The sequence below is a fragment of the Pseudomonas promysalinigenes genome (genome assembly GCF_014269025.2).
GTDB classification, from domain to species: domain Bacteria; phylum Pseudomonadota; class Gammaproteobacteria; order Pseudomonadales; family Pseudomonadaceae; genus Aquipseudomonas; species Aquipseudomonas promysalinigenes.
Genome location: NZ_CP077094.1, coordinates 3,235,465 through 3,254,936 on the forward strand (window position 1 = coordinate 3,235,465; position 19,472 = coordinate 3,254,936).

Here is a 19,472-nt window from a genome sequence, read left to right on the forward strand (position 1 = left end):
ACCCTTGGGTGGGAAACGTGCAAAGATGCGCGCCACGCCAAGCGCCGGGCAGGGGGAATCAATGACTGGTCTGTCGAGCCTGAATCAAGGCCCGATAGTGCCCAGGGTTGCAGCCAAACCACTTGCGAAACGCTTTGTAGAACGAACTGCTGTCGGCAAAGCCCAGACGCTCGGCGATTTCGCCCATTGCCACATCGTCCCCGCTCAACCAGGCGATCGCCAACTCACGGCGCACGCTGTCTTTCAAGCCTTGGTAGGTCTGGCCCTCTTCGGCCAAACGGCGGCGCAAGGTCGAGACTGACAGGCACAGCTGCCGTGCAAGTTGGTCGGCATCGGGCCATTGCCCGGGTGCCAATTGCAACAGGTCGGTACGGATACGCCGCCCGAGGCTAGACGGGTCACGGTACTTGACCAGAATGTTGCCGGGAATTTCGGCCAGAAAGCGCTGCAGCTCTTGCTCAGTGCGCCGCAGTGGCAATTGCAGGCACTCTGAAGGAATAATCATGCGCGTGCGCGGGCGCATGAACTGAAGGTTTTCGGAGAACATGACTCGGTAATCATCGCAAAATGGCGGCTCGGCGCAGCGCAGATCGATAGCCAGAATCGGAATACGCCGCCCCGCAAGCCAGCACGCCACGCCATGCACGATCATCCAGAAAGTGAAATAGGTGAAGGCCCGACGGGGTTCTTCACGTGGCTCATTGATCACGATTTCGGCCAGGCCCTGCTGGCGTACCAAGCCAGGCTGCATGTCCTGCAGCATCAGCGAAAGAAACGTCAGTGCGGTCTCAATGCCAGCCCCGAGGGTTGGTTGCCCCATACTGGCGCGGCACATGAACGCTAGGCTGCCGCTGCGCAGGCCTCGCGGGTCCATGGCGAAGAACTCATCGTTGCAGCGGCGCGCCAGCAAGCGCCATAGGCGGGCATAGGACTCGGCACTGACCCGTGCCTGGGGCTGGTGAAGGTGTTCGAAGGCAATGCCGGCCCCGGCCAGCAGGCTGGCGTCAGGCTCTGCGGCGGGGCAGGTCTGCAGCAAGGCTTCACGCACCAACTGCATGGAAATGGTGTCTTTGTCGCTCATCGACGTTCCTGTCGGCGGGTTGCCGGCCATCTTAGGCCGCCTCAGGCAAAACAGCCATCACTGCGCTGCCAAGCCCAGAAACGCTTGGATCAAGCGCAATTCGCTGCGCCGTTGCAGGCACCCGAGCCAGTGCTGGCTGACCAGCCCCTCACCGGCCAATGGCCGCGCTACCACCCTTGGATCGTTGGCCACCTCGGTGGAAGAAACCACCCCAACACCCAGCTCGGCTGCCACCGCTTCGGTAACCGCTTCCCGGCTGTCCAGTTCCAGCAACACCCTTGGCTGCACGCCCGCCTGCAGGCACGCCTTATCAAAGGTACGGCGCGTGGTTGAGCCGGGTTCGCGCAGCACCATGATCTGCTGATGCAGCGCGGCCAGCGGCACGTCGCCTTTAGCGCTGGCCCAGGGATGCCCGGCGGGCACCAACACACACACGCGCGATTGGCAGAGCGGCTGCAAATAAAGCCCCTTGCGAGGCGCTATCTCGGTCAGCACCGCCACGTCGGCATGCTCGGACAGCAATGCCGCCAGTGTCTGCTGAGCGTTGCCAAGGCGCAGATTCACCGTGATGCCAGGGTAGCGTTCGCGCAACTGCGCCAGCATGGGCATGACCCGATGTGGGCCATCGGCAGCCACTTCCAAGCGTCCGGTCAGTAATTGTCGGTTGGCCTCAAGCATGGCCTGGGCTTGCTCTGCCAAGCCGAACATGGCGCGAGTGATGGCGGCCAGGCGGATGCCCTCTTCGGTCAACTCCACCCGACGTGCAGTGCGTCGCAACAGGGTGACCTGGTAGTGCTCCTCCAGGGCTTTGACATGACCGGTGACCGCCGGCTGACTGATGAACAGCCGCTCTGCCGCGCGGGTAAAGCTGCCCTCACGGGCAACCGCATCGAAGGCACGCAACTGGAACAGGTTCATACTCATCGGCCTGACTTATAGCTGGGATAACAACAAGCAATTTGATTGATACAAGCCTGGATTGCAACCTAGCCACCCATCGTTACTGCCCAGCGCCCGCGAGGAATAACGCAATGCGCAATGCCCCAGTTCTTCTGACTCCAGGCCCCCTTACCACATCGATGCGCACCCGCCAGGCCATGCTGGTGGATTGGGGATCTTGGGATCGCGACTTCAACCAACTGACGGCCAATGTCTGCGAGCAACTGCTCGCAATTGTCGGCGCCAGCGCCAGCCATCACTGCGTGCCTCTGCAAGGCAGTGGCACCTTCGCGGTGGAGGCTGCTATCGGCACGCTGGTACCGCGCGACGGTAAAGTGCTGGTGCTGATCAACGGCGCCTATGGCCAGCGACTGGCCAAGATCTGCCAGGTGCTGGGCCGCAGCTACAGTGTTTTCGAAACCAGCGAGGATCAGCCGACCACAGCTGCCGATGTCCAGCGCCTGCTGGCTGGCGACCCGGCGGTAAGCCACGTGGCCTTGATCCACTGCGAGACCAGTACAGGCATTCTCAACCCGCTGGCCGACATAGCCCAGGTGGTCCAGCGCCACGGCAAGCGCCTGATCATCGACGCCATGAGCTCGTTCGGCGCGCTACCGATCGACGCCCGCGAAATTCCATTCGAAGCACTCATCGCGGCCTCCGGAAAGTGCCTGGAAGGCGTGCCTGGCATGGGTTTCGTATTTGCCGAGAAAAACGCTTTGGCTGGCGCCCAAGGCAATGCTCACTCGCTCGCCATGGACCTGCATGACCAGCACGCTTACATGGCCAAGACCGGCCAGTGGCGCTTTACCCCGCCCACCCATGTGGTCGCCGCCCTCTATGAGGCGTTGCAGCAGTACCACGAAGAAGGTGGCCTACCAGCACGCCACCAGCGCTACGCCGAGAACTGCAAGACCCTGCTCCAAGGCATGGCCGCCATTGGCCTGCGCACCTTCCTGCCCGCCAACATCCAGGCACCGATCATTGTCACCTTCCATGCTCCCCGCGATCCCTGCTACCAGTTCAAAGACTTCTACGAGCGAGTCAAAGCCAAAGGTTTCATCCTTTACCCGGGCAAGTTGACCCAGGTCGAAACCTTCCGCGTCGGTTGCATCGGTGTGGTCGGTGCCGATGGCATGCAGGCGGCGGTAAATGCCGTGGCCGATGCACTGCGGGAACTGCAAGTGCAGGACATCTGACCCTCGCCCCTCAATTCAGGAATTAGCGCTGATGAACTACAGCCACCCTACCCAGCTGCAAGCCGCCATCCTCGACTGGGCCGGCACCGTGGTCGACTTCGGCTCGTTCGCCCCCACCCAGATCTTCGTCGAAGCCTTCGCCGAGTTCGACGTGCAGGTGTCCGTCGAGCAAGCGAGGGGCCCTATGGGCATGGGCAAATGGGACCACATTCGTACCCTGTGTGACCTGCCTGACATCGCCGAGCGCTACCGCCAGGTGTTCGGCCGCACCCCGACCGACGATGACGTGACTGCCATCTACAATCGCTTCATGCCGCTGCAGATAGAAAAGATCGCCATGCATTCGGCGTTGATACCTGGGGCGCTGCACACCCTGACCCGACTGCGCCAGAGCGGCTTGAAGATCGGCTCGTGCTCGGGCTATCCGAAGGTTGTCATGGACAAGGTGGTGGAGCTTGCAGCGCAAAACGGCTACGTCGCCGACCACGTGGTGGCCACCGACGAAACGCCCAATGGCCGGCCATGGCCGGCCCAGGCACTGGCCAACGTAATAGCGCTAGGCGTAGAGGATGTGGCGGCGTGCGTAAAAGTCGACGATACCGTACCAGGTATCCTCGAGGGTCGGCGCGCTGGGATGTGGACCGTAGCGCTGGTGTGCTCGGGCAATGCCCTTGGGCTGAGCTGGGAAGGCTACCGGGCGCTGAACGCGCTAGAGCTCGACAGCGAGCGCAAGCGCATTCACGAGCTGTTTGCGGGGTCCCGGCCGCACTACCTGATCGACACCATCAATGAACTACCCGAGGTGATCGCCGACATCAATCGACGACTGGCCGAAGGCGTAATGCCCCAGTCCTGCTGAACTGCCGATATGGCGCATTCGCACGTAGCCACGGCAATGCGCCATAACGATGACGGTTCAGACAGATCTGTTCAGCTTCACCCAGGTAGCGAACTTGTCGATGAAGCCTTGGAGGAACGGCCGGGTCTTGTCATTGAGCTTGCCTGCGTCGTCGAACAAGGTTGCGGCACCGCCAATGTACGCTTCGGGCATTTGCATGCACGGCATGTCGAGAAACACCAGTGTCTGGCGCACCGCATGGTTGGCACCGAAACCGCCGATGGCGCCGGGCGACACGCTAGCCACCGCCGTTGGCTTACCGCCCCAAGCACTCTGACCATAAGGCCGCGAGCCTACGTCGATGGCATTTTTCAGGCAGCCGGGCATGGAGCGGTTGTACTCCGGGGTGACGAACAACACCGCATCGCTACGGCGAATTTCGTCGCGAAAACGCTTCCACGGCTCTGGCGCGCCCTGGGCCTCGACATCCTCGTTGTACAGCGGCAAGTCTGCGATTTCGACGATCTTCAAGGCGAGGCTGGACGGCGCCAGCTCCGAAAGTGCGTGGGCCACCTTGCGGTTATAGGAGTCCTTTCTCAAGCTGCCAACCACAACCGCTACCGAATATACCTGGCTCATTGCATGATCCATCCTGTGCTGGGAAAAGGAACGTGAATAGTTATAGATGACCGTTTTCGATCGCCCGAGTTTTTTTCCAACCTGCGAAAACTTCCTGCCACTCTCAATGGTCTATCAGGAAGACATTTCGTACGCAATTCAGAGGTTTCCCCACAAATGGCAGCAGTAATGGTCGGCCAATTCCACGCCCGTGATGCCGAAGGCCGTGTCTATCCGGTCCACGAGTTCCAGGAGTCCACCCTCCAGGCCGACGGCAGCGTGATTGGCGCCCCGATCACCACCTATCGCCTGGCTATTGGCGATCGCGTCAACCACCTGGGTGAGAATCGCTTCGAACTTGCCCAGAGCGGCGTTGAGATCATTCGCATTCCTTGATGCAATCGACCGTGTACCGGCCGCCTTCGCATTGCAGGCCGTGCACGTCGGCGACAAAGCCTGGAAAACCAGCGTTGAAGGCACGGGCGAACGCCAAGTAGTCGAGGATCGAGCGGGTTGCTTCGGTGAACCGTTCGCCCGGCATGATCAATGGGATGCCTGGCGGGTAAGGTACCAGCATGACGGCAGCGACCCTTCCCAGCAGCGCCTCGATGGGCACCGCCTCCACTTCCCCTCGTACCATCTGGTCGTAAGCGCATGCCGGGCTCATAGCCACCTGTGGCAGGCAGGTGAAGAGCCGCTTGAGTTGTTTCGCGGTGGCGTTGGCGCGATAGCATTCGTGCAACTGATCGCACAACTCGCGCAACCCTGAGCTGCGATAACGCCCGGCATCTGCCGTGACCAGACTGGGCAGGCAGACACTGAGGGCTGTATTGGCGTCGTAGTGGCGCTTGAATTCCAGAAGCTCCGTCAGCAGCGTGCTCCACTTGCCCTTGGTGATGCCCATGGTGAACAGCACCAGGAAGCTGTATAGCCCGGTCTTCTCCACAACCAGCCCACGCTCCCAGAGAAATTTGCTGACCACCGCCGCTGGTATGCCGTGTTCACCCAAAGCCCCATCGGTGCTGAGGCCGGGCATGACCAAGGTCACTTTCAGCGGGTCGAGCAGTACGTAGTCATCGGCCACCTCGCCAAACCCATGCCACTGGGCGCTGGGCTGCAGCAGCCAATCTTGTACAGCCAGCTGCTCGATGCCCTGCGCCGCTGATGGCTGCCAGATGCTAAACCACCAGTCAGCAGCGGCGATGTGCTCGCGCAAGTTGGCCAGGGCGCGGCGGAAACTCAAGGCTTCGTCGAACATTTCTTGCAATAGCGAGCGCCCAGCCGGGCCCTCCATCATGGCCGAGGCCACGTCCAGGGAGGCGAGAATCCCGTACTGCGCAGAAGTGGAGATGTGCATCATGAACGCCTCGTTGAAGCGGTCGCGGTCCAGCTGGCGCTGAGCGCCATCCTGCACATGGATCATCGAGGCCTGACTGAAGGCGGCCAGCAGTTTGTGGGTCGAATGGGTACTGAACACCAGCGGGCTGGTCTCGCTGCGCGTCGTTCCCATGGCGAAGCGTCCCTTGAAGAATTCATGGAAGGCCGCATAGGCGAACCAGGCTTCGTCGAAGTGCAGCACCTGCACACTCGCCCCCAAGGCCTGTTTGATCAGCTCGGCGTTGTAACACAAGCCGTCGTAGGTGGAGTTGGTTACCACCGCCAGTTTGATGCGAGGCTCGCGCCCGGCGGCCAAGGGGTGGGCGCAGACCTTGGCACGGATCGATTCAGCGCTGAACTCGCTGAGCGGGATCGGGCCGATGATGCCCAGCTCATTACGCTCCGGGCACAGGTAGATCGGGATGGCACCGGTCATGATGATGGCGTGGACCACCGACTTGTGGCAGTTGCGGTCAACCAGCACCAGGTCATCGCGCCCGACCATGGCATGCCAGACGATTTTGTTGGCAGTGGAGGTGCCGTTGATAACGAAATAGGTGTGATCAGCCCCGAAGTTACGCGCCGCACGGGCCTCTGCTTCGGCCAGCGGGCCGGTGTGGTCGAGCAACGACCCCAGTTCGGGCACCGAGACCGATAGATCAGAACGCAGGGTGTTTTCACCGAAAAACTGGTGGAAGGCCTGGCCAACCGGGCTTTTACGATAGGCCACACCCCCACCATGACCGGGTGTGTGCCAGGAGTAATTGGACTGCGCGGTATGTTGCACCAAGGCTCTGAAGAACGGCGGCAGCAGGCCATCGAGGTAATTGTGCGCGGCGCGCGCGACCTGGCGAGCCAGAAAAGGCACGGTGTCTTCGAACAGATAAAGAATACCGCGCAGTTGGTTAAGCTCGCTCATTGCCTCGGCCGGCGCATTTTCCAGGGTCACCTGCTCGCCCAGGGCAAAGATCGGCAAGTTAGGGGCACGCAAACGGGCCAGGCGGATGAGCTCAGCCATGTTTTGCAGCAGATGGCTATGGTCTGCCACACCTTCAGCCGCAATCAGCATGCAGGCCAGGCCATGGTGGGTGGTAGCGACCAAACGGGCCTCTGCATGATCGGCCGCCTTGATGATGGTAAAGCCGTCCTGGCACAGTTCCTCGGCGATGCCGCGAACGCGCTCGCCTGCAACAGTGTCGGCGTTGATGGCGCGGTGAACGATGAGGATCGGGAACTTGAGGTCCTTGTACATCGGGCTGCTACCTCCAAAGGACATGTAGTCCTGTTAAGGGTAGTCGGCCCTGTCTTGACTGCGCTGGCCTCTTCGCGGGTAAACCCGCTATTGGCACCTAGAAGCAAATCTGTGGCACAGCGCCTGGCCGCGGTGAGGCCAGTTGAAAAAACCGATCAGCTGGCAGGCGGCTCAGTCAGGGTTTGCCACATCGAGGGCCCGCCAGCCGACTTGGCAACTGCCGCCAGCCGTTCGGCATGGGCCTCCAACTCCTCGGCATTGGCCAGGATCACCCGCCCCGGCGCACGTCCGACGATGCGGCGAATCTCGCTGCCACCGCTGGCCTGCTCATCATCGTTAGCATCAGCCCCATGACCGGCCAGCGACAGGCTGGTCTGGCCACCGGTCATCGCCAGGTAAACGTCGGCCAGCAACTCGGAGTCGAGCAGCGCGCCGTGCAACTCGCGGCCTGAGTTGTCGATGTCGTAGCGTTTACACAGCGCATCGAGGCTGTTGCGCTGCCCCGGATGGCGCGCACGGGCCAACAGCAGGGTATCGAGGATGGTGCAGTGGTTGGCGATGTCAGCTCGGTCGCTCTGCCCCAGCAAAGCGAACTCGTTGTTGATGAAGCCAACGTCGAATGCAGCGTTATGGATGACCAGGGTGGCACCCTGGATGAACTCGAAGAATTCTTCGGCTACATCGGCAAAGCGCGGTTTGCCGACCAGAAACGCATCAGTGATACCGTGGACGTTGATCGCGCCTTCGTCGCTTTCGCGGTCAGGCTGCAGATAGACGTGAAAATGCCGCCCGGTCAGGCGCCGGCCAATGACTTCGACACAACCGATCTCGATAATCCGGTGACCTTCGCTGACCGGCATACCGGTGGTTTCGGTATCGAGAATGACCAGGCGTTTGTCTTGCTGCTCCACGCGGGGCGCTCCAACTTGCATCGTTTACTGAGGCGGCGATTGTAACGCAGCTCAACGCTGGGCGCGCACTTGCTCGACGCCGCGATTGGCCAATTGGTCGGCCCGCTCGTTGCCAGGGTGGCCGATGTGCCCGCGCACCCACTTCCAGGTCACCTTGTGGCGGTTGACCTGTTCATCGAGCAACTGCCACAGGTCGGCGTTTTTCACCGGTTCTTTGGCCGCGGTTTTCCAACCGCGTTTCTTCCAGTTGGCCATCCATTCGTTGATACCTTTCATCACGTACTGCGAGTCGGTGGTGAGCACAACGTCGCACTCGCGCTTGAGTGCCATCAGCCCCTGAATAGCGGCCATCAGCTCCATGCGATTGTTGGTGGTTTCGCGCTCGCCTCCCCACAATTCCTTCTCGACGCCCTTGAAGACCAGCAGGACGCCCCAGCCCCCGGGGCCGGGGTTGCCCTTGCAGGCGCCATCGGTATACATCTCGACGCTATCGCTCATGTACCACTCATGTTCAGTGCTTATCGGTATCCGGATCGGCGGCGGTACGGTTGACCTTGGCCAAAGGCAGCGGCAGCAGCTTGCCCATCGGTTCACGCCGCGCTTGGCGCAGAGGCCGCAGGCCCACCACCATCTTGCGGGCCACCAGCAGGTAGACCCCGCCCCCCGCACACTGCCACCCTCCGGCCATCCGCTCCCAACCGGCCAGGCGTTGTTGCCAAGCCGGCGAAGTGAGCGGCGGACGATAGCACCCGAAGCGGCGTTTCTCCAGCGCAAAGCCCAGCAGGTTGAGCCAGTCGCCCACCCGTGACGGGGAGATGCAGCGCGCTTTACGCAAGGCGCCCTTACTGAACAGGTGACGCACGCCCCAGCCGCTCCAGGGGTTGATGCCGACGATCAGCAAGTGACCACCAGGGCGCACCGCACTGGCCGCTTCACGCAGCAGCCCGTGGGGCGACAGGCTGAAGTCCAAGCCATGCTGCAGCACCACCACATCGGCGGCGTGCTCGCTCAACGGCCAGGCCTGTTCTTCGCAGACGATTTCCACGCCCGGCAGCGGTGCACCAAGGCGCACGTTGCGCTGCACCTGCGGGGCGCTGGGCGGCGCATCGGCACTAGGGCCATAGTGCACCAGATAGCCACCGAAGAAGCGCCCCAGCTCTTCTTCGAGCAGCTTTTCTTCTTCTTTGAGCATCATTAGGCCAAGTGGGCCGTTGAACCACTCACGGGCCTGGCTGATCAGTTCGACCCACTGCGGGTCGGCCTGAGCAAAGGCTTGATCGGTCATTGCGCTCTCCCTCGAAGGTTCTCGCTGTGCGTCATCGCGGCTAAGATGCCTTCATGTGCCACGCTTGGCGATACGGATCCGCATCATGATACAGATCGACGCTCTTCCCGCTTTCTCCGACAACTACATCTGGTTGTTACAGGATACTGCCAAACGCCGCTGCGCGGTGGTCGACCCCGGTGACGCCGGCCCAGTACACGCCTGGTTGGCGGCCAACCCTGGCTGGGTGCTCGATACCATCATGATCACCCATCACCACAACGACCATGTCGGCGGCGTCGAGCGCCTAAAGCAGCTAACCGGTGCCCGTGTCTGTGGCCCAGCCCATGAATCGATCCCTGCCCGCGACATGGCGCTGGACGACGGCGATCAGGTCAGCGTATTGGGCATCGCTTTCGAAGTATTGGCGGTGCCCGGCCATACCCTTGGGCATATCGCGTATTTCAGCGATCAACCGGCAACCCCTTTGCTGTTCAGTGGCGACACCTTGTTCGCTGCCGGCTGTGGGCGCATGTTCGAAGGCACCGCGCAGCAGATGCAACCAGCCCTTGCGCGCCTGGCGGCGCTGCCTGAGCAAACCGAGGTCTATTGTGCCCATGAATACACCTTGAGCAATTTACGTTTTGCCAAAGCCGTGGAGCCCTCTAATCCGCACGTTCTACAGCGGTTCGAGGAAGTTACCCGATTGCGCGCTGAAAATCGCATCACACTGCCATCAACTATTGCACTCGAGCGGCTGACAAACCCCTTTTTACGTACCGCTGAAACATTAGTTAAACAAAAAGCAGACGAATGGAAGGGACATTCGAACGACTCGCAGGTCACTGTTTTTGCTGCTTTGAGGTCTTGGAAGGACACCTTCTGATAACCTCAAGATATATCGTACAGGGATGTCAACGGTTGACCCGGGCGGGTGCGGTTTCTAGAATCGCCGAAATTTTTTGCCCGGATAACCCTGTCAGCCGATGTCTTCTCGAAGCCGCAGAACCGCTCATTCAGTCGCCCTGACGCGCCTGGCCCAAATCAGTGCGCTGGCCCTGGCCGCCACCCTGGTGGGTTGCCAGAGCACCCGTCAGCTCGATGAATCCGACAGCGTTCGCGCGCACAGCTACCAGGCCCGAATCAAGCACAAGCCCTCACCGCTGGCGGTCAAACCGGCGCAACCACCACAGGACGTGTGGGAGCGTATGCGCCAGGGCTTCGCGCTGCAGGACAGCATCGACGTCAACCCACGCATCGAGCAGCAGCGCCTGTGGTTCGCCAGTAACCCGACCTTCATCGAAAGCGCAGGCGAGCGCGGCAGCCTTTATCTGCATTACATCGTCGAGCGTCTTGAAGAGCGCGACATGCCCCTGGAGCTGGCCCTGCTCCCTGCCATCGAAAGCGCCTACAACCCAATGGCCTACTCGCGCGCCAGTGCTGCCGGCATGTGGCAGTTCATGCCGGCCACAGGTCGTCACTTCAACCTGCGCCAGACCAACTTCTATGACGGGCGCCGCGACATCACCGCCTCGACCAACGCTGCACTGGACTACCTGACCCGCCTGCATGACATGTTCAACGGCGACTGGCTGCTGGCCTTGGCTGCTTACAATGCTGGCGAAGGTACCGTCAGCCGGGCCATCGAGCGCAACGAGAAGCTGGGGCTGCCAACCGACTACTGGAACCTGCCGCTGCCCCAGGAAACCCGTGACTACGTGCCCAAGCTGTTGGCCCTGTCGCAGGTCGTTTCCACCCCTGAGGCTTATGGAGTGAACCTCAACCCGATCGCCAATGAGCCCTATTTCGAAGCGGTAGCCATCAATGATCGCCTCGATCTGTCACGGGTCGCCGCCTTCGCCAACATCGACGAAGACGAGCTGATCCAGCTCAACCCAGCCTTCAAGAAACGCATGACGGTCGATGGCCCCAAGCAGCTGCTGGTGCCGACTGCCAAAGCGCAGCTGCTCAGCGACAGCCTGTCGAACCTCAAGCCTGAACAGCTGATCAGCCTGCAGCCTAACAAGGCCGTGTTCGCCGCTGCCGTGGCAGAAGCCCGAGGGCCGGCAGCCCGCAGCTACAGGGTCAAGCGTGGCGACAGCCTGAGCACTATCGCCAGGGCCAACCGGGTTGCCGTCAAAGACATCCAACGCTGGAACAAGCTGTCTGGCAATCGCGTGAAGGCAGGCCAGGTATTGGCCCTGCGCGGTGGCAGCGCACCGAGCGCGGCGGGCAACCGGGTGGCGGCCTCTGGGCAACGCTCCACCCAATACAAGGTGCGCAAGGGTGACTCTCTGTATCTTGTTGCCAAACGTTTCAATGTCGAAATGCAGCACCTCAAGCGCTGGAATCCTCGCAGCGGGCATGCACTCAAGCCCGGCCAGACGTTGACCGTCTACCTCTCGCACTGATCGATACCGGGGCTGCTTTGCAGCCCTTTTGCGACGCAAGGTCGCTTGCAGCAGAGCGAGTACTCGATCGTCTGCTGACTCTCTCTTTTTCCATACCCGCCAAGCTGTTACTGTACTGCGACCCAAGCCCAACGCCTCTGGATCGGATGCCGACTTGATACGTCCCCTCCTGCTGTCACTCAGCCTGGCCTTGAGCTTCCCTACCTTCGCGATGGTGAGCGAAAGCCACGGATACGCGCAGTTCGGCACGCTCAAGTACCCAGCCACATTCACCCACTTCGACTGGGTCAACCCGCAAGCGCCCAAGGGCGGCACCTTGCGGGCCATGGCGTTCGGAACGTTCGACACGCTAAACCCTTATACCTTCAAAGGCACCAGCCCGGTCACCACGCCAAACTTCTTGCAGTACGGCGTCAACGAGCTGAACGAAACGTTGATGGTCGGTACCGGTCAGTACGACCCTTCCGGTGACGAAGCGACGTCCAGTTACGGCCTGATCGCCCGCTCGGTGGAATACAGCGAAGACCGCAGTTGGGTGGTCTTCAACCTGCGCCCGGAAGCGCGCTGGCATGATGGCGCGCCGATCACCGCCGCCGACGTGGCGTTTTCCTACCGTACCCTGCTCAAGCAAGGGCACCCGCTCTACCGCACCAATCTGCAGGAAGTACAACGCGTTGATATCCTCGGCCCACTGCGTATCCGCTTTGTGTTCAAGCGTGCTGGTAACCCGCTGCTGATCCTGCGCCTGGGCGAAATGCCAGTGCTGCCCAAGCACTACTGGCAAAAGCGCGACTTCGAGGCCACTACGTTCGAACCGCCGCTGGGCAGTGGCCCCTATCGCATCACTCAAGTAGAACCTGGCAGGCGTCTGGTATTTGAGCGGGTCAAGAACTACTGGGGCAAGAACTTGCCGGTCAATCGGGGTAAGTACAACTTCAACCGAGTCGAGTACGAGTTCTACAGGGATTCCACTGTGGCCTTCGAAGCGTTCAAGGCTGGTGAATTCGACATTTATATCGAGCACCAGGCCAAGAATTGGGCCAACGGATACAACTTCCCTGCGGTGCGCCGTGGCGAGGTGATCAAAGCACAGATCCCTCACCGCATCCCAACCCAGACCCAGGGGCTGTTCATGAACAGCCGCCGGGCGACCTTCAGCGACCCCAAGGTGCGCCAGGCGCTGGGCTTGATGCTCGATTTCGAATGGACCAACCGCGCACTGTTCAGCAGCGCCTACCGCCGCGCGACCAGCTACTACCCCAACAGCGAGTTCGCCGCCAGCGGCCTGCCCACAGGCAAGGAATGGCTGCTGCTGGCGCCGCTGCGTGAACAACTGCCCAAGAAACTGTTCACCCAGCCCTATCAGGTCAGCCATACCGACGGGCGGGGTATTGGTCGCCAGACCCTGCGCCAAGCCCTTGGCCTACTCAACCAGGCCGGCTGGAAGCTCGATGGCCAACGCCTGGTCGATGCCAAGGGTCAACCCTTCAGGATGGAACTGCTGCTGGTAAACCCAAGCCTCGAACGCATCCTGCAACCTTATGTCGAAAACCTCGCCAGTATCGGTATCGATGCTCGCTTGCGTACCGTGGACCGTGCCCAGTACAAACAACGCCTGGACCAGTTCGATTTCGACATGATTCTGATGACCTTGAACCAGACCCTGAGCCCAGGCCTTGAGCAATGGTTGTACTTCCATTCCAGCCAGGCCGCGATCAAGGGCAGCAAGAATTACGCCGGGGTCAAGGACCCTGTGGTCGACCACCTGCTCGACACCTTGCTGGCAGCGCGCAGCCGTGACGATCAGGTTGCCGCCGCCCGCGCCCTGGACCGGGTGCTCTCGTGGCAGTACTACATGATTCCCAACTGGTACCTCGACAATCACCGCCTGGCCTACCGCAACCGGTTCGCCTTCGTCACCACGCCGCCCTACACCCTTGGGTTGAATACCTGGTGGATCAAGCCTTCGGAGAACGCCCAATGAAGCCGACGCATCGCCTGGCCTGCAGCCTGCTGTTCGCCTGCCTGAGCCTGCCCGCGCTGGCCGCGCCGCAACATGCGCTGACCTTGTACGATGAACCGCCGAAATACCCGGCAGATTTCAAGCACTTCGATTACGTGAACCCTGATGCGCCCAAGGGCGGCACGTTTCGCCAGGCCAGCTTTGGCGGGTTCGACAGCCTCAACCCGTTCATCAATAAAGGGGTGCCCGCCGATAACGTTGGCATCATATATGACACCTTGATGCGCCAGAGCCTGGACGAGCCGTTCACCGAGTACGGTTTGGTCGCCGGCAAGATCGAAAAAGCCCCTGACAATAGCTGGGTGCGCTTCTATCTAAGGCCCGAAGCGCGGTTCCACGACGGCCACCCGATGCGCGCTGAGGACGTGGTGTTCACGTTCAACACCCTGATCAAAGACGGCGCACCGCTGTACCGCCAGTACTACGGCGATGTCGCCGATGTAGTCGCCGAAGACCCACTGAAAGTGCTGTTCAAATTCAAGCACAACAACAACCGCGAACTGCCGTTGATCCTGGGCCAGTTACCAGTGCTGCCCAAGCACTGGTACGAGAACCGCGAGTTCACCCGCGGCAATCTCGAGCCGCCGCTTGGCAGCGGCCCCTACAAGGTCGCCCAGGTCAAGGCTGGGCGTTCGATACGCTATGAGCGGGTCAAAGACTACTGGGCCAAGGACCTGCCGCTCAACCGAGGCTTCTACAACTTCGACGCCATGACCTTCGATGTCTACCGTGACAACAACGTGGCTTTGGAGGCATTAAAAGCCGGCGCGTTCGATTATGAGCTTGAAGTCAGCGCCAAGAACTGGGCCACAGCCTATGATGTGCCCGCCGTGCGCGAGGGGCGCCTGATCAAGGAAGAAATACCCAACGGCAACCCGGTGGGTATGCAAGGTTTCATCTTCAACCTGCGCAAGCCTGTGTTTCAGGATGTGCGAGTGCGCAAGGCGCTGAGCTTGCTGTTCGACTTCCAGTGGACCAACAAGCAGTTGTTCAACGGCGCGTACATACGCACCGGCAGCTATTTCGAAAACTCGGAAATGGCCGCAACGGGTCTGCCCTCACCCGCCGAGCTGAAAATCCTCGAACCGCTGCGCGGCAAGGTCCCGGACCAGGTGTTCAGCCAAGCCTTTGCCAACCCGGTGACCGACGGTAGCGGCATGATCCGCGAGAACCAACGCCAGGCCTATAAGCTGCTCCAGGAGGCCGGTTGGAAGATTGTCGATGACAAGATGGTCGACCAGAATGGCAAGCCAGTGAGTATCGAGTTCCTGCTGGCGCAGACTCAGTTCGAGCGCGTGCTGTTGCCGTTCAAGCGAAACCTTGCCGACCTGGGCATTGGCTTCGAAATACGTCGCGTAGACGTTTCGCAGTACATCAACCGCTTGCGCTCGCGCGACTTCGACATGATCGTCGGCGGTTTCTCGCAATCCAATTCCCCGGGCAACGAGCAGCGCGAATACTGGAGCAGCGCCGCCGCCGACAACCCCGGCAGCCGCAACTTCATCGGCCTGCGCGACCCGGCAATCGACCAGCTGGTAGAAGGGCTGATCAACGCCGACTCCCGCCAGAGCCTGATCGAGCACTGCCGCGCCCTGGATCGCGTGCTGCAATGGGGCTACTACGTGATACCCAACTGGCACATCAAAACCAACCGTGTGGCCTATTGGAACCACATTGGCCACCCCAAGGTTTCACCCAAGTACGACGTCGGCATCGACACCTGGTGGATCAAGCCAAACGTGGCCCCGGCGGTCACCGAAGCGCCAACGGATGAGGCCAACTGACATGCTGGCATATATCCTGCGCCGCCTGCTGCTGATCATCCCTACCCTCTTCGGCATTCTGATCATCAACTTCATCATCGTGCAGGCCGCCCCTGGCGGCCCGGTTGAACAGATGATCGCCAAGCTCGAAGGTTTCGACGGTGCCACCAGCCGCATCGCAGGTGGTGGCGCCGAAGTCTCCGTGGCCGGCTCCAACTACCGCGGCGCCCAAGGCCTGGACCCAGCCCTGATCGCCGAAATCGAGCACATGTACGGCTTCGACAAGTCGGCGCCCGAGCGCTTGTGGATCATGGTCAAGAACTACGCCACGCTGGATTTTGGCAACAGCTTCTTCCGCGATGCCAAGGTCATCGACCTGATCGCCGAGAAGATGCCTGTGTCGATTTCACTGGGGCTGTGGAGCACACTGATCATGTACCTGGTATCGATCCCCCTGGGGATCGCCAAGGCAGTGCGTCACGGCAGCCACTTCGATGTCTGGACCAGCTCGGCCATCATCGTCGGCTATGCGATCCCTGCATTCCTGTTCGCGATCCTGCTGATCGTGCTGTTCGCCGGGGGCAGCTACTTCGACTGGTTCCCGCTGCGGGGGCTGACGTCCAACAACTTCGATGAACTGTCCACCACGGGCAAAGTGCTCGATTATTTCTGGCATCTGGTACTGCCGATCACCGCTTTGGTCATCGGCAACTTCGCCACCATGACCCTGCTGACCAAGAACAGCTTCCTCGACGAAATCAACAAACAATACGTGGTCACCGCCAAAGCCAAAGGCCTGAGCCGGCCGCGGGTGCTGTATGGGCATGTGTTCCGCAACGCCATGTTGCTGGTTATCGCCGGCTTCCCGTCGGCATTCATCGGCATCTTTTTCACAGGGTCATTGCTGATCGAGGTGATATTCAGCCTCGATGGCCTTGGCCTGATGAGTTTCGAAGCGGCGATCAACCGCGACTACCCGGTGGTCTTCGGCACCTTGTTCATCTTCACCCTGCTAGGGCTGGTGGTGAAATTGATCGGCGACCTGACCTACACCCTGGTCGATCCACGCATCGACTTCGCCAGCCGGGAGCACTGACATGGCACTGTCCCCCCTCAACCGCCGGCGCTTCGAGCGCTTCAAGGCCAACCGCCGAGGCTGGTGGTCGCTGTGGCTGTTCCTGATCCTGTTCGGCCTGAGCCTCGGCGCCGAGCTGATCGCCAACGACAAACCCATCGCGGTGCGTTATGAAGGCTCTTGGTATTTCCCTGCGTTCAAGCGCTACCCGGAAACCACCTTCGGTGGCGAATTCCCGTTGGAGGCCAACTACAAGAGCCCGTACATCCGCGACCTGCTGGAGAAAAAAGACAGCCTGGTAATTTGGGCGCCCATTCCATTCAGCTACCAGAGCATCAACTACGACCTGCGTGTACCAGCCCCGGCGCCGCCCTCCACCGACAACTGGCTGGGCACAGACGACCAGGGCCGGGATGTGCTGGCGCGGGTGATCTACGGTTTCCGCGTCTCGGTCCTGTTCGCCCTTACCCTGACCGTGCTGAGTTCCATCATCGGGGTCATTGCCGGTGCCTTGCAGGGGTTCTACGGCGGCTGGGTGGATCTGGCGGGGCAGCGCTTTCTGGAAATCTGGTCCGGCCTGCCGGTGCTGTATCTGCTGATCATTCTTGCCAGTTTCGTGCAACCCAACTTCTGGTGGCTGCTGGGCATCATGCTGCTGTTCTCGTGGATGAGCCTGGTCGATGTGGTGCGCGCTGAATTTCTGCGCGGGCGCAACCTGGAATACGTGCGCGCGGCCCGCGCCCTGGGCATGCGCAATGGCGCGATCATGTACCGGCACATCCTGCCCAACGCCATGATTTCCACCATGACCTTCATGCCATTCATCCTCACCGGAGCCATCGGCACCCTGACCGCGCTGGACTTCCTCGGCTTCGGCCTACCGCCGGGCGCACCGTCGCTTGGGGAGCTGGTGGCACAAGGCAAGTCCAATCTGCAAGCCCCGTGGTTGGGTATCAGCGCCTTCGCCGTGCTGGCGATCATGTTGAGCCTGCTGGTGTTCATCGGCGAATCCGCCCGCGATGCCTTCGACCCGAGGAAATGAAATGAGCGAACAGAACCTGATCGAAGTGCGCGACCTGGCCGTGGAGTTTGTCACCGGCGAGCAGGTCAACCGTGTGGTCGACGGCATCAGCTTCGACATCCGCAAGGGTGAAACCCTGGCGCTGGTCGGCGAAAGCGGTTCGGGTAAATCGGTGACCGCGCATTCGATCCTGCGCCTTTTGCCCTACCCGCTTGCCCGTCACCCTGGCGGCAGCATTGGCTACGAAGGCAAAGACCTGCTTAAGCAAAGCGAAAAGACCATGCAGCGCATTCGTGGCGACCGCATCGCGATGATTTTCCAGGAGCCGATGACCTCGTTGAACCCGCTGCATAGCATCGAAAAGCAGATCAACGAGATCCTGCTGTTGCATAAAGGCCTGACCGGCAAGCAAGCCACCGCACGAACCCTGGAACTGCTGGAAATGGTCGGTATCCCCGAACCGCATAAACGCCTCAAGGCGTTACCCCATGAGCTTTCAGGCGGCCAGCGTCAGCGGGTGATGATTGCCATGGCGCTGGCCAACGAGCCCGAGCTGCTGATTGCCGACGAACCCACCACAGCGCTCGATGTGACTGTGCAGCTGAAGATTCTCGAGCTGCTCAAGCAACTGCAAGCGCGCCTGGGCATGGCATTGCTGTTAATCAGCCACGACCTCAACCTGGTGCGGCGCATTGCCCACCGGGTGTGCGTGATGCAGCGCGGGCAGATTGTCGAACAGGCTGAGTGCGCGACCCTGTTCAGTGCGCCACAGCACCCCTACACGCAAATGCTGATCAACGCCGAGCCTAGCGGGCTGCCTGCGCACAATCCAGTTGGCGCGCCTTTACTGGAGGTCGAAGACCTGAAGGTGTGGTTCCCGATCAAAAAGGGCCTGTTGCGTAAGACGGTTGACCACGTAAAGGCAGTGGACGGCGTCAACTTCAGCCTGCCACAAGGGCAGACGTTGGGAATCGTCGGTGAGTCCGGGTCGGGCAAATCGACGCTGGGTCTGGCGATCTTGCGCCTGATCTCCAGTCAGGGCGGCATTCGTTTCCACGGTCAGCAACTGCAAGGGCTCAACCAGAAACAGGTACGTCCACTGCGCCGAGAGATGCAGGTGGTGTTCCAGGACCCATTCGGCAGCTTGAGCCCGCGCATGTGTGTGGCGGACATCGTCGGCGAGGGGCTACGGATTCACAAGATCGGCACGCCTGCCGAGCAGCAAGCCGCGATCACTGCGGCGCTGGAAGAAGTGGGCCTGGACCCGAGCACCCGCCACCGCTACCCGCATGAGTTTTCTGGCGGCCAGCGCCAGCGTATCGCCATCGCCAGAGCATTGGTATTGAAACCAGCCCTCATCCTGCTGGATGAGCCGACTTCGGCACTGGACCGCACGGTGCAGCGGCAGGTGGTGGAGTTGCTGCGCAATCTGCAGCACAAGTACAACCTGACTTATCTGTTCATCAGCCATGACCTGGCGGTGGTGAAAGCATTGAGCCACCAGTTGATGGTGATCAAGCACGGGCATGTGGTGGAGCAAGGGGATGCGCAAACTATCTTCCATGCCCCGCAGCACGCGTACACGCAGCAACTGCTGGAAGCGGCTTTCTTGAGCTAGAGCAGGCACGTGACGGTGTTTAGGGGTTGGCAGGTGGATGGCAATCGTTGTCAGAATTTCTGATCACGATTGTCTTTCATCA

At 60.8% G+C, this 19,472-nt stretch carries 17 protein-coding genes; 10 read left to right on the top strand and 7 right to left on the bottom strand.

The window, feature by feature from the left end; genetic code table 11:
- Positions 1–58: 58 nt before the first annotated feature.
- Both HU725_RS14860 and HU725_RS14865 read right to left on the bottom strand, forming a co-directional pair.
- Positions 59–1,081 (bottom strand): AraC family transcriptional regulator, encoded by a 1,023-nt coding sequence (locus HU725_RS14860; RefSeq protein WP_186478534.1) that lies wholly within the window; start codon positions 1,079–1,081, stop codon positions 59–61.
- Between the two features lie 57 nt (positions 1,082–1,138).
- Positions 1,139–1,999: a LysR substrate-binding domain-containing protein gene (locus HU725_RS14865; protein WP_186478592.1), complete on the bottom strand. Its 861-nt coding sequence runs from the start codon at positions 1,997–1,999 to the stop codon at positions 1,139–1,141.
- A 113-nt stretch (positions 2,000–2,112) separates the two neighbouring features.
- On the opposite strand from HU725_RS14865, the gene HU725_RS14870 reads away from it, so the two are divergent.
- On the top strand, positions 2,113–3,219 hold the full coding sequence (locus HU725_RS14870) for a 2-aminoethylphosphonate--pyruvate transaminase (protein WP_186478535.1): 1,107 nt from the start codon (positions 2,113–2,115) through the stop codon (positions 3,217–3,219).
- Between the two features lie 31 nt (positions 3,220–3,250).
- Positions 3,251–4,078, top strand: a complete 828-nt coding sequence (phnX, locus tag HU725_RS14875; protein ID WP_186478536.1) for a phosphonoacetaldehyde hydrolase — start codon at positions 3,251–3,253, stop codon at positions 4,076–4,078.
- 57 nt (positions 4,079–4,135) lie between these two features.
- On the opposite strand, the gene HU725_RS14880 is transcribed toward phnX, so the two are convergent.
- Positions 4,136–4,696 (bottom strand): NADPH-dependent FMN reductase, encoded by a 561-nt coding sequence (locus tag HU725_RS14880; RefSeq protein ID WP_060479310.1) that lies wholly within the window; start codon positions 4,694–4,696, stop codon positions 4,136–4,138.
- A 156-nt stretch (positions 4,697–4,852) separates the two neighbouring features.
- On the opposite strand from HU725_RS14880, the gene HU725_RS14885 reads away from it, so the two are divergent.
- Positions 4,853–5,071: a hypothetical protein gene (locus tag HU725_RS14885; protein ID WP_060479311.1), complete on the top strand. Its 219-nt coding sequence runs from the start codon at positions 4,853–4,855 to the stop codon at positions 5,069–5,071.
- Here the strand turns inward: HU725_RS14885 and HU725_RS14890 are convergent.
- From HU725_RS14890 to HU725_RS14905, 4 genes are all read right to left on the bottom strand, one after another.
- The gene (locus HU725_RS14890; protein WP_186478593.1) at positions 5,055–7,304 is read right to left on the bottom strand and encodes an Orn/Lys/Arg family decarboxylase; all 2,250 of its coding nucleotides are present in this window, start codon (positions 7,302–7,304) and stop codon (positions 5,055–5,057) included. The two genes, HU725_RS14885 and HU725_RS14890, sit on opposite strands and share 17 nt — an antisense overlap.
- A gap of 155 nt (positions 7,305–7,459) precedes the next feature.
- On the bottom strand, positions 7,460–8,215 hold the full coding sequence (gene dnaQ / locus HU725_RS14895) for a DNA polymerase III subunit epsilon (RefSeq protein ID WP_225915491.1): 756 nt from the start codon (positions 8,213–8,215) through the stop codon (positions 7,460–7,462).
- A 51-nt stretch (positions 8,216–8,266) separates the two neighbouring features.
- A complete protein-coding gene (gene rnhA, locus HU725_RS14900) occupies positions 8,267–8,713 on the bottom strand; it encodes a ribonuclease HI (RefSeq protein ID WP_060479314.1) in 447 nt (148 codons plus the stop codon).
- A gap of 13 nt (positions 8,714–8,726) precedes the next feature.
- Positions 8,727–9,500 carry a class I SAM-dependent methyltransferase gene (locus HU725_RS14905; RefSeq protein ID WP_060479315.1) on the bottom strand — a complete coding sequence of 258 codons (774 nt, stop codon included), beginning with the start codon at positions 9,498–9,500 and terminating at the stop codon, positions 8,727–8,729.
- An 85-nt stretch (positions 9,501–9,585) separates the two neighbouring features.
- On the opposite strand from HU725_RS14905, the gene gloB reads away from it, so the two are divergent.
- The 7 genes from gloB to HU725_RS14940 all read left to right on the top strand — a co-directional run bounded on the left by gloB (position 9,586) and on the right by HU725_RS14940 (position 19,390).
- On the top strand, positions 9,586–10,365 hold the full coding sequence (gene gloB / locus HU725_RS14910; protein WP_186478538.1) for a hydroxyacylglutathione hydrolase: 780 nt from the start codon (positions 9,586–9,588) through the stop codon (positions 10,363–10,365).
- 100 nt (positions 10,366–10,465) lie between these two features.
- Positions 10,466–11,890, top strand: coding sequence for a lytic transglycosylase domain-containing protein (locus HU725_RS14915; RefSeq protein WP_060479317.1), 1,425 nt, complete (start codon positions 10,466–10,468; stop codon positions 11,888–11,890).
- Between the two features lie 211 nt (positions 11,891–12,101).
- On the top strand, positions 12,102–13,874 hold the full coding sequence (locus tag HU725_RS14920) for an extracellular solute-binding protein (RefSeq protein ID WP_186478594.1): 1,773 nt from the start codon (positions 12,102–12,104) through the stop codon (positions 13,872–13,874).
- Positions 13,871–15,697 carry an extracellular solute-binding protein gene (locus HU725_RS14925; protein ID WP_186478539.1) on the top strand — a complete coding sequence of 609 codons (1,827 nt, stop codon included), beginning with the start codon at positions 13,871–13,873 and terminating at the stop codon, positions 15,695–15,697. The genes HU725_RS14920 and HU725_RS14925 overlap by 4 nt, the downstream gene beginning before the upstream one ends.
- A gap of 1 nt (position 15,698) precedes the next feature.
- Positions 15,699–16,772, top strand: coding sequence for a microcin C ABC transporter permease YejB (locus HU725_RS14930; protein WP_186478540.1), 1,074 nt, complete (start codon positions 15,699–15,701; stop codon positions 16,770–16,772).
- A 1-nt stretch (position 16,773) separates the two neighbouring features.
- Positions 16,774–17,793, top strand: coding sequence for an ABC transporter permease (locus tag HU725_RS14935; RefSeq protein WP_186478541.1), 1,020 nt, complete (start codon positions 16,774–16,776; stop codon positions 17,791–17,793).
- A gap of 1 nt (position 17,794) precedes the next feature.
- A complete protein-coding gene (locus HU725_RS14940; RefSeq protein ID WP_186478542.1) occupies positions 17,795–19,390 on the top strand; it encodes an ABC transporter ATP-binding protein in 1,596 nt (531 codons plus the stop codon).
- Positions 19,391–19,472 lie beyond the last annotated feature (82 nt).

What these genes read in the sequence shown, in the direction of transcription:
- HU725_RS14860 (WP_186478534.1), bottom strand. Translation starts at nt 1,081, where the DNA reads ATGAGCGACAAAGACACCATTTCCATGCAGTTGGTGCGTGAAGCCTTG.
- HU725_RS14865 (WP_186478592.1), bottom strand. Translation starts at nt 1,999, where the DNA reads ATGAACCTGTTCCAGTTGCGTGCCTTCGATGCGGTTGCCCGTGAGGGC.
- HU725_RS14870 (WP_186478535.1), top strand. Translation starts at nt 2,113, where the DNA reads ATGCGCAATGCCCCAGTTCTTCTGACTCCAGGCCCCCTTACCACATCG.
- phnX (WP_186478536.1), top strand. Translation starts at nt 3,251, where the DNA reads ATGAACTACAGCCACCCTACCCAGCTGCAAGCCGCCATCCTCGACTGG.
- HU725_RS14880 (WP_060479310.1), bottom strand. Translation starts at nt 4,696, where the DNA reads ATGAGCCAGGTATATTCGGTAGCGGTTGTGGTTGGCAGCTTGAGAAAG.
- HU725_RS14885 (WP_060479311.1), top strand. Translation starts at nt 4,853, where the DNA reads ATGGCAGCAGTAATGGTCGGCCAATTCCACGCCCGTGATGCCGAAGGC.
- HU725_RS14890 (WP_186478593.1), bottom strand. Translation starts at nt 7,304, where the DNA reads ATGTACAAGGACCTCAAGTTCCCGATCCTCATCGTTCACCGCGCCATC.
- rnhA (WP_060479314.1), bottom strand. Translation starts at nt 8,713, where the DNA reads ATGAGCGATAGCGTCGAGATGTATACCGATGGCGCCTGCAAGGGCAAC.
- HU725_RS14905 (WP_060479315.1), bottom strand. Translation starts at nt 9,500, where the DNA reads ATGACCGATCAAGCCTTTGCTCAGGCCGACCCGCAGTGGGTCGAACTG.
- gloB (WP_186478538.1), top strand. Translation starts at nt 9,586, where the DNA reads ATGATACAGATCGACGCTCTTCCCGCTTTCTCCGACAACTACATCTGG.
- HU725_RS14915 (WP_060479317.1), top strand. Translation starts at nt 10,466, where the DNA reads ATGTCTTCTCGAAGCCGCAGAACCGCTCATTCAGTCGCCCTGACGCGC.
- HU725_RS14920 (WP_186478594.1), top strand. Translation starts at nt 12,102, where the DNA reads ATGGTGAGCGAAAGCCACGGATACGCGCAGTTCGGCACGCTCAAGTAC.
- HU725_RS14925 (WP_186478539.1), top strand. Translation starts at nt 13,871, where the DNA reads ATGAAGCCGACGCATCGCCTGGCCTGCAGCCTGCTGTTCGCCTGCCTG.
- HU725_RS14930 (WP_186478540.1), top strand. Translation starts at nt 15,699, where the DNA reads ATGCTGGCATATATCCTGCGCCGCCTGCTGCTGATCATCCCTACCCTC.
- HU725_RS14935 (WP_186478541.1), top strand. Translation starts at nt 16,774, where the DNA reads ATGGCACTGTCCCCCCTCAACCGCCGGCGCTTCGAGCGCTTCAAGGCC.
- HU725_RS14940 (WP_186478542.1), top strand. Translation starts at nt 17,795, where the DNA reads ATGAGCGAACAGAACCTGATCGAAGTGCGCGACCTGGCCGTGGAGTTT.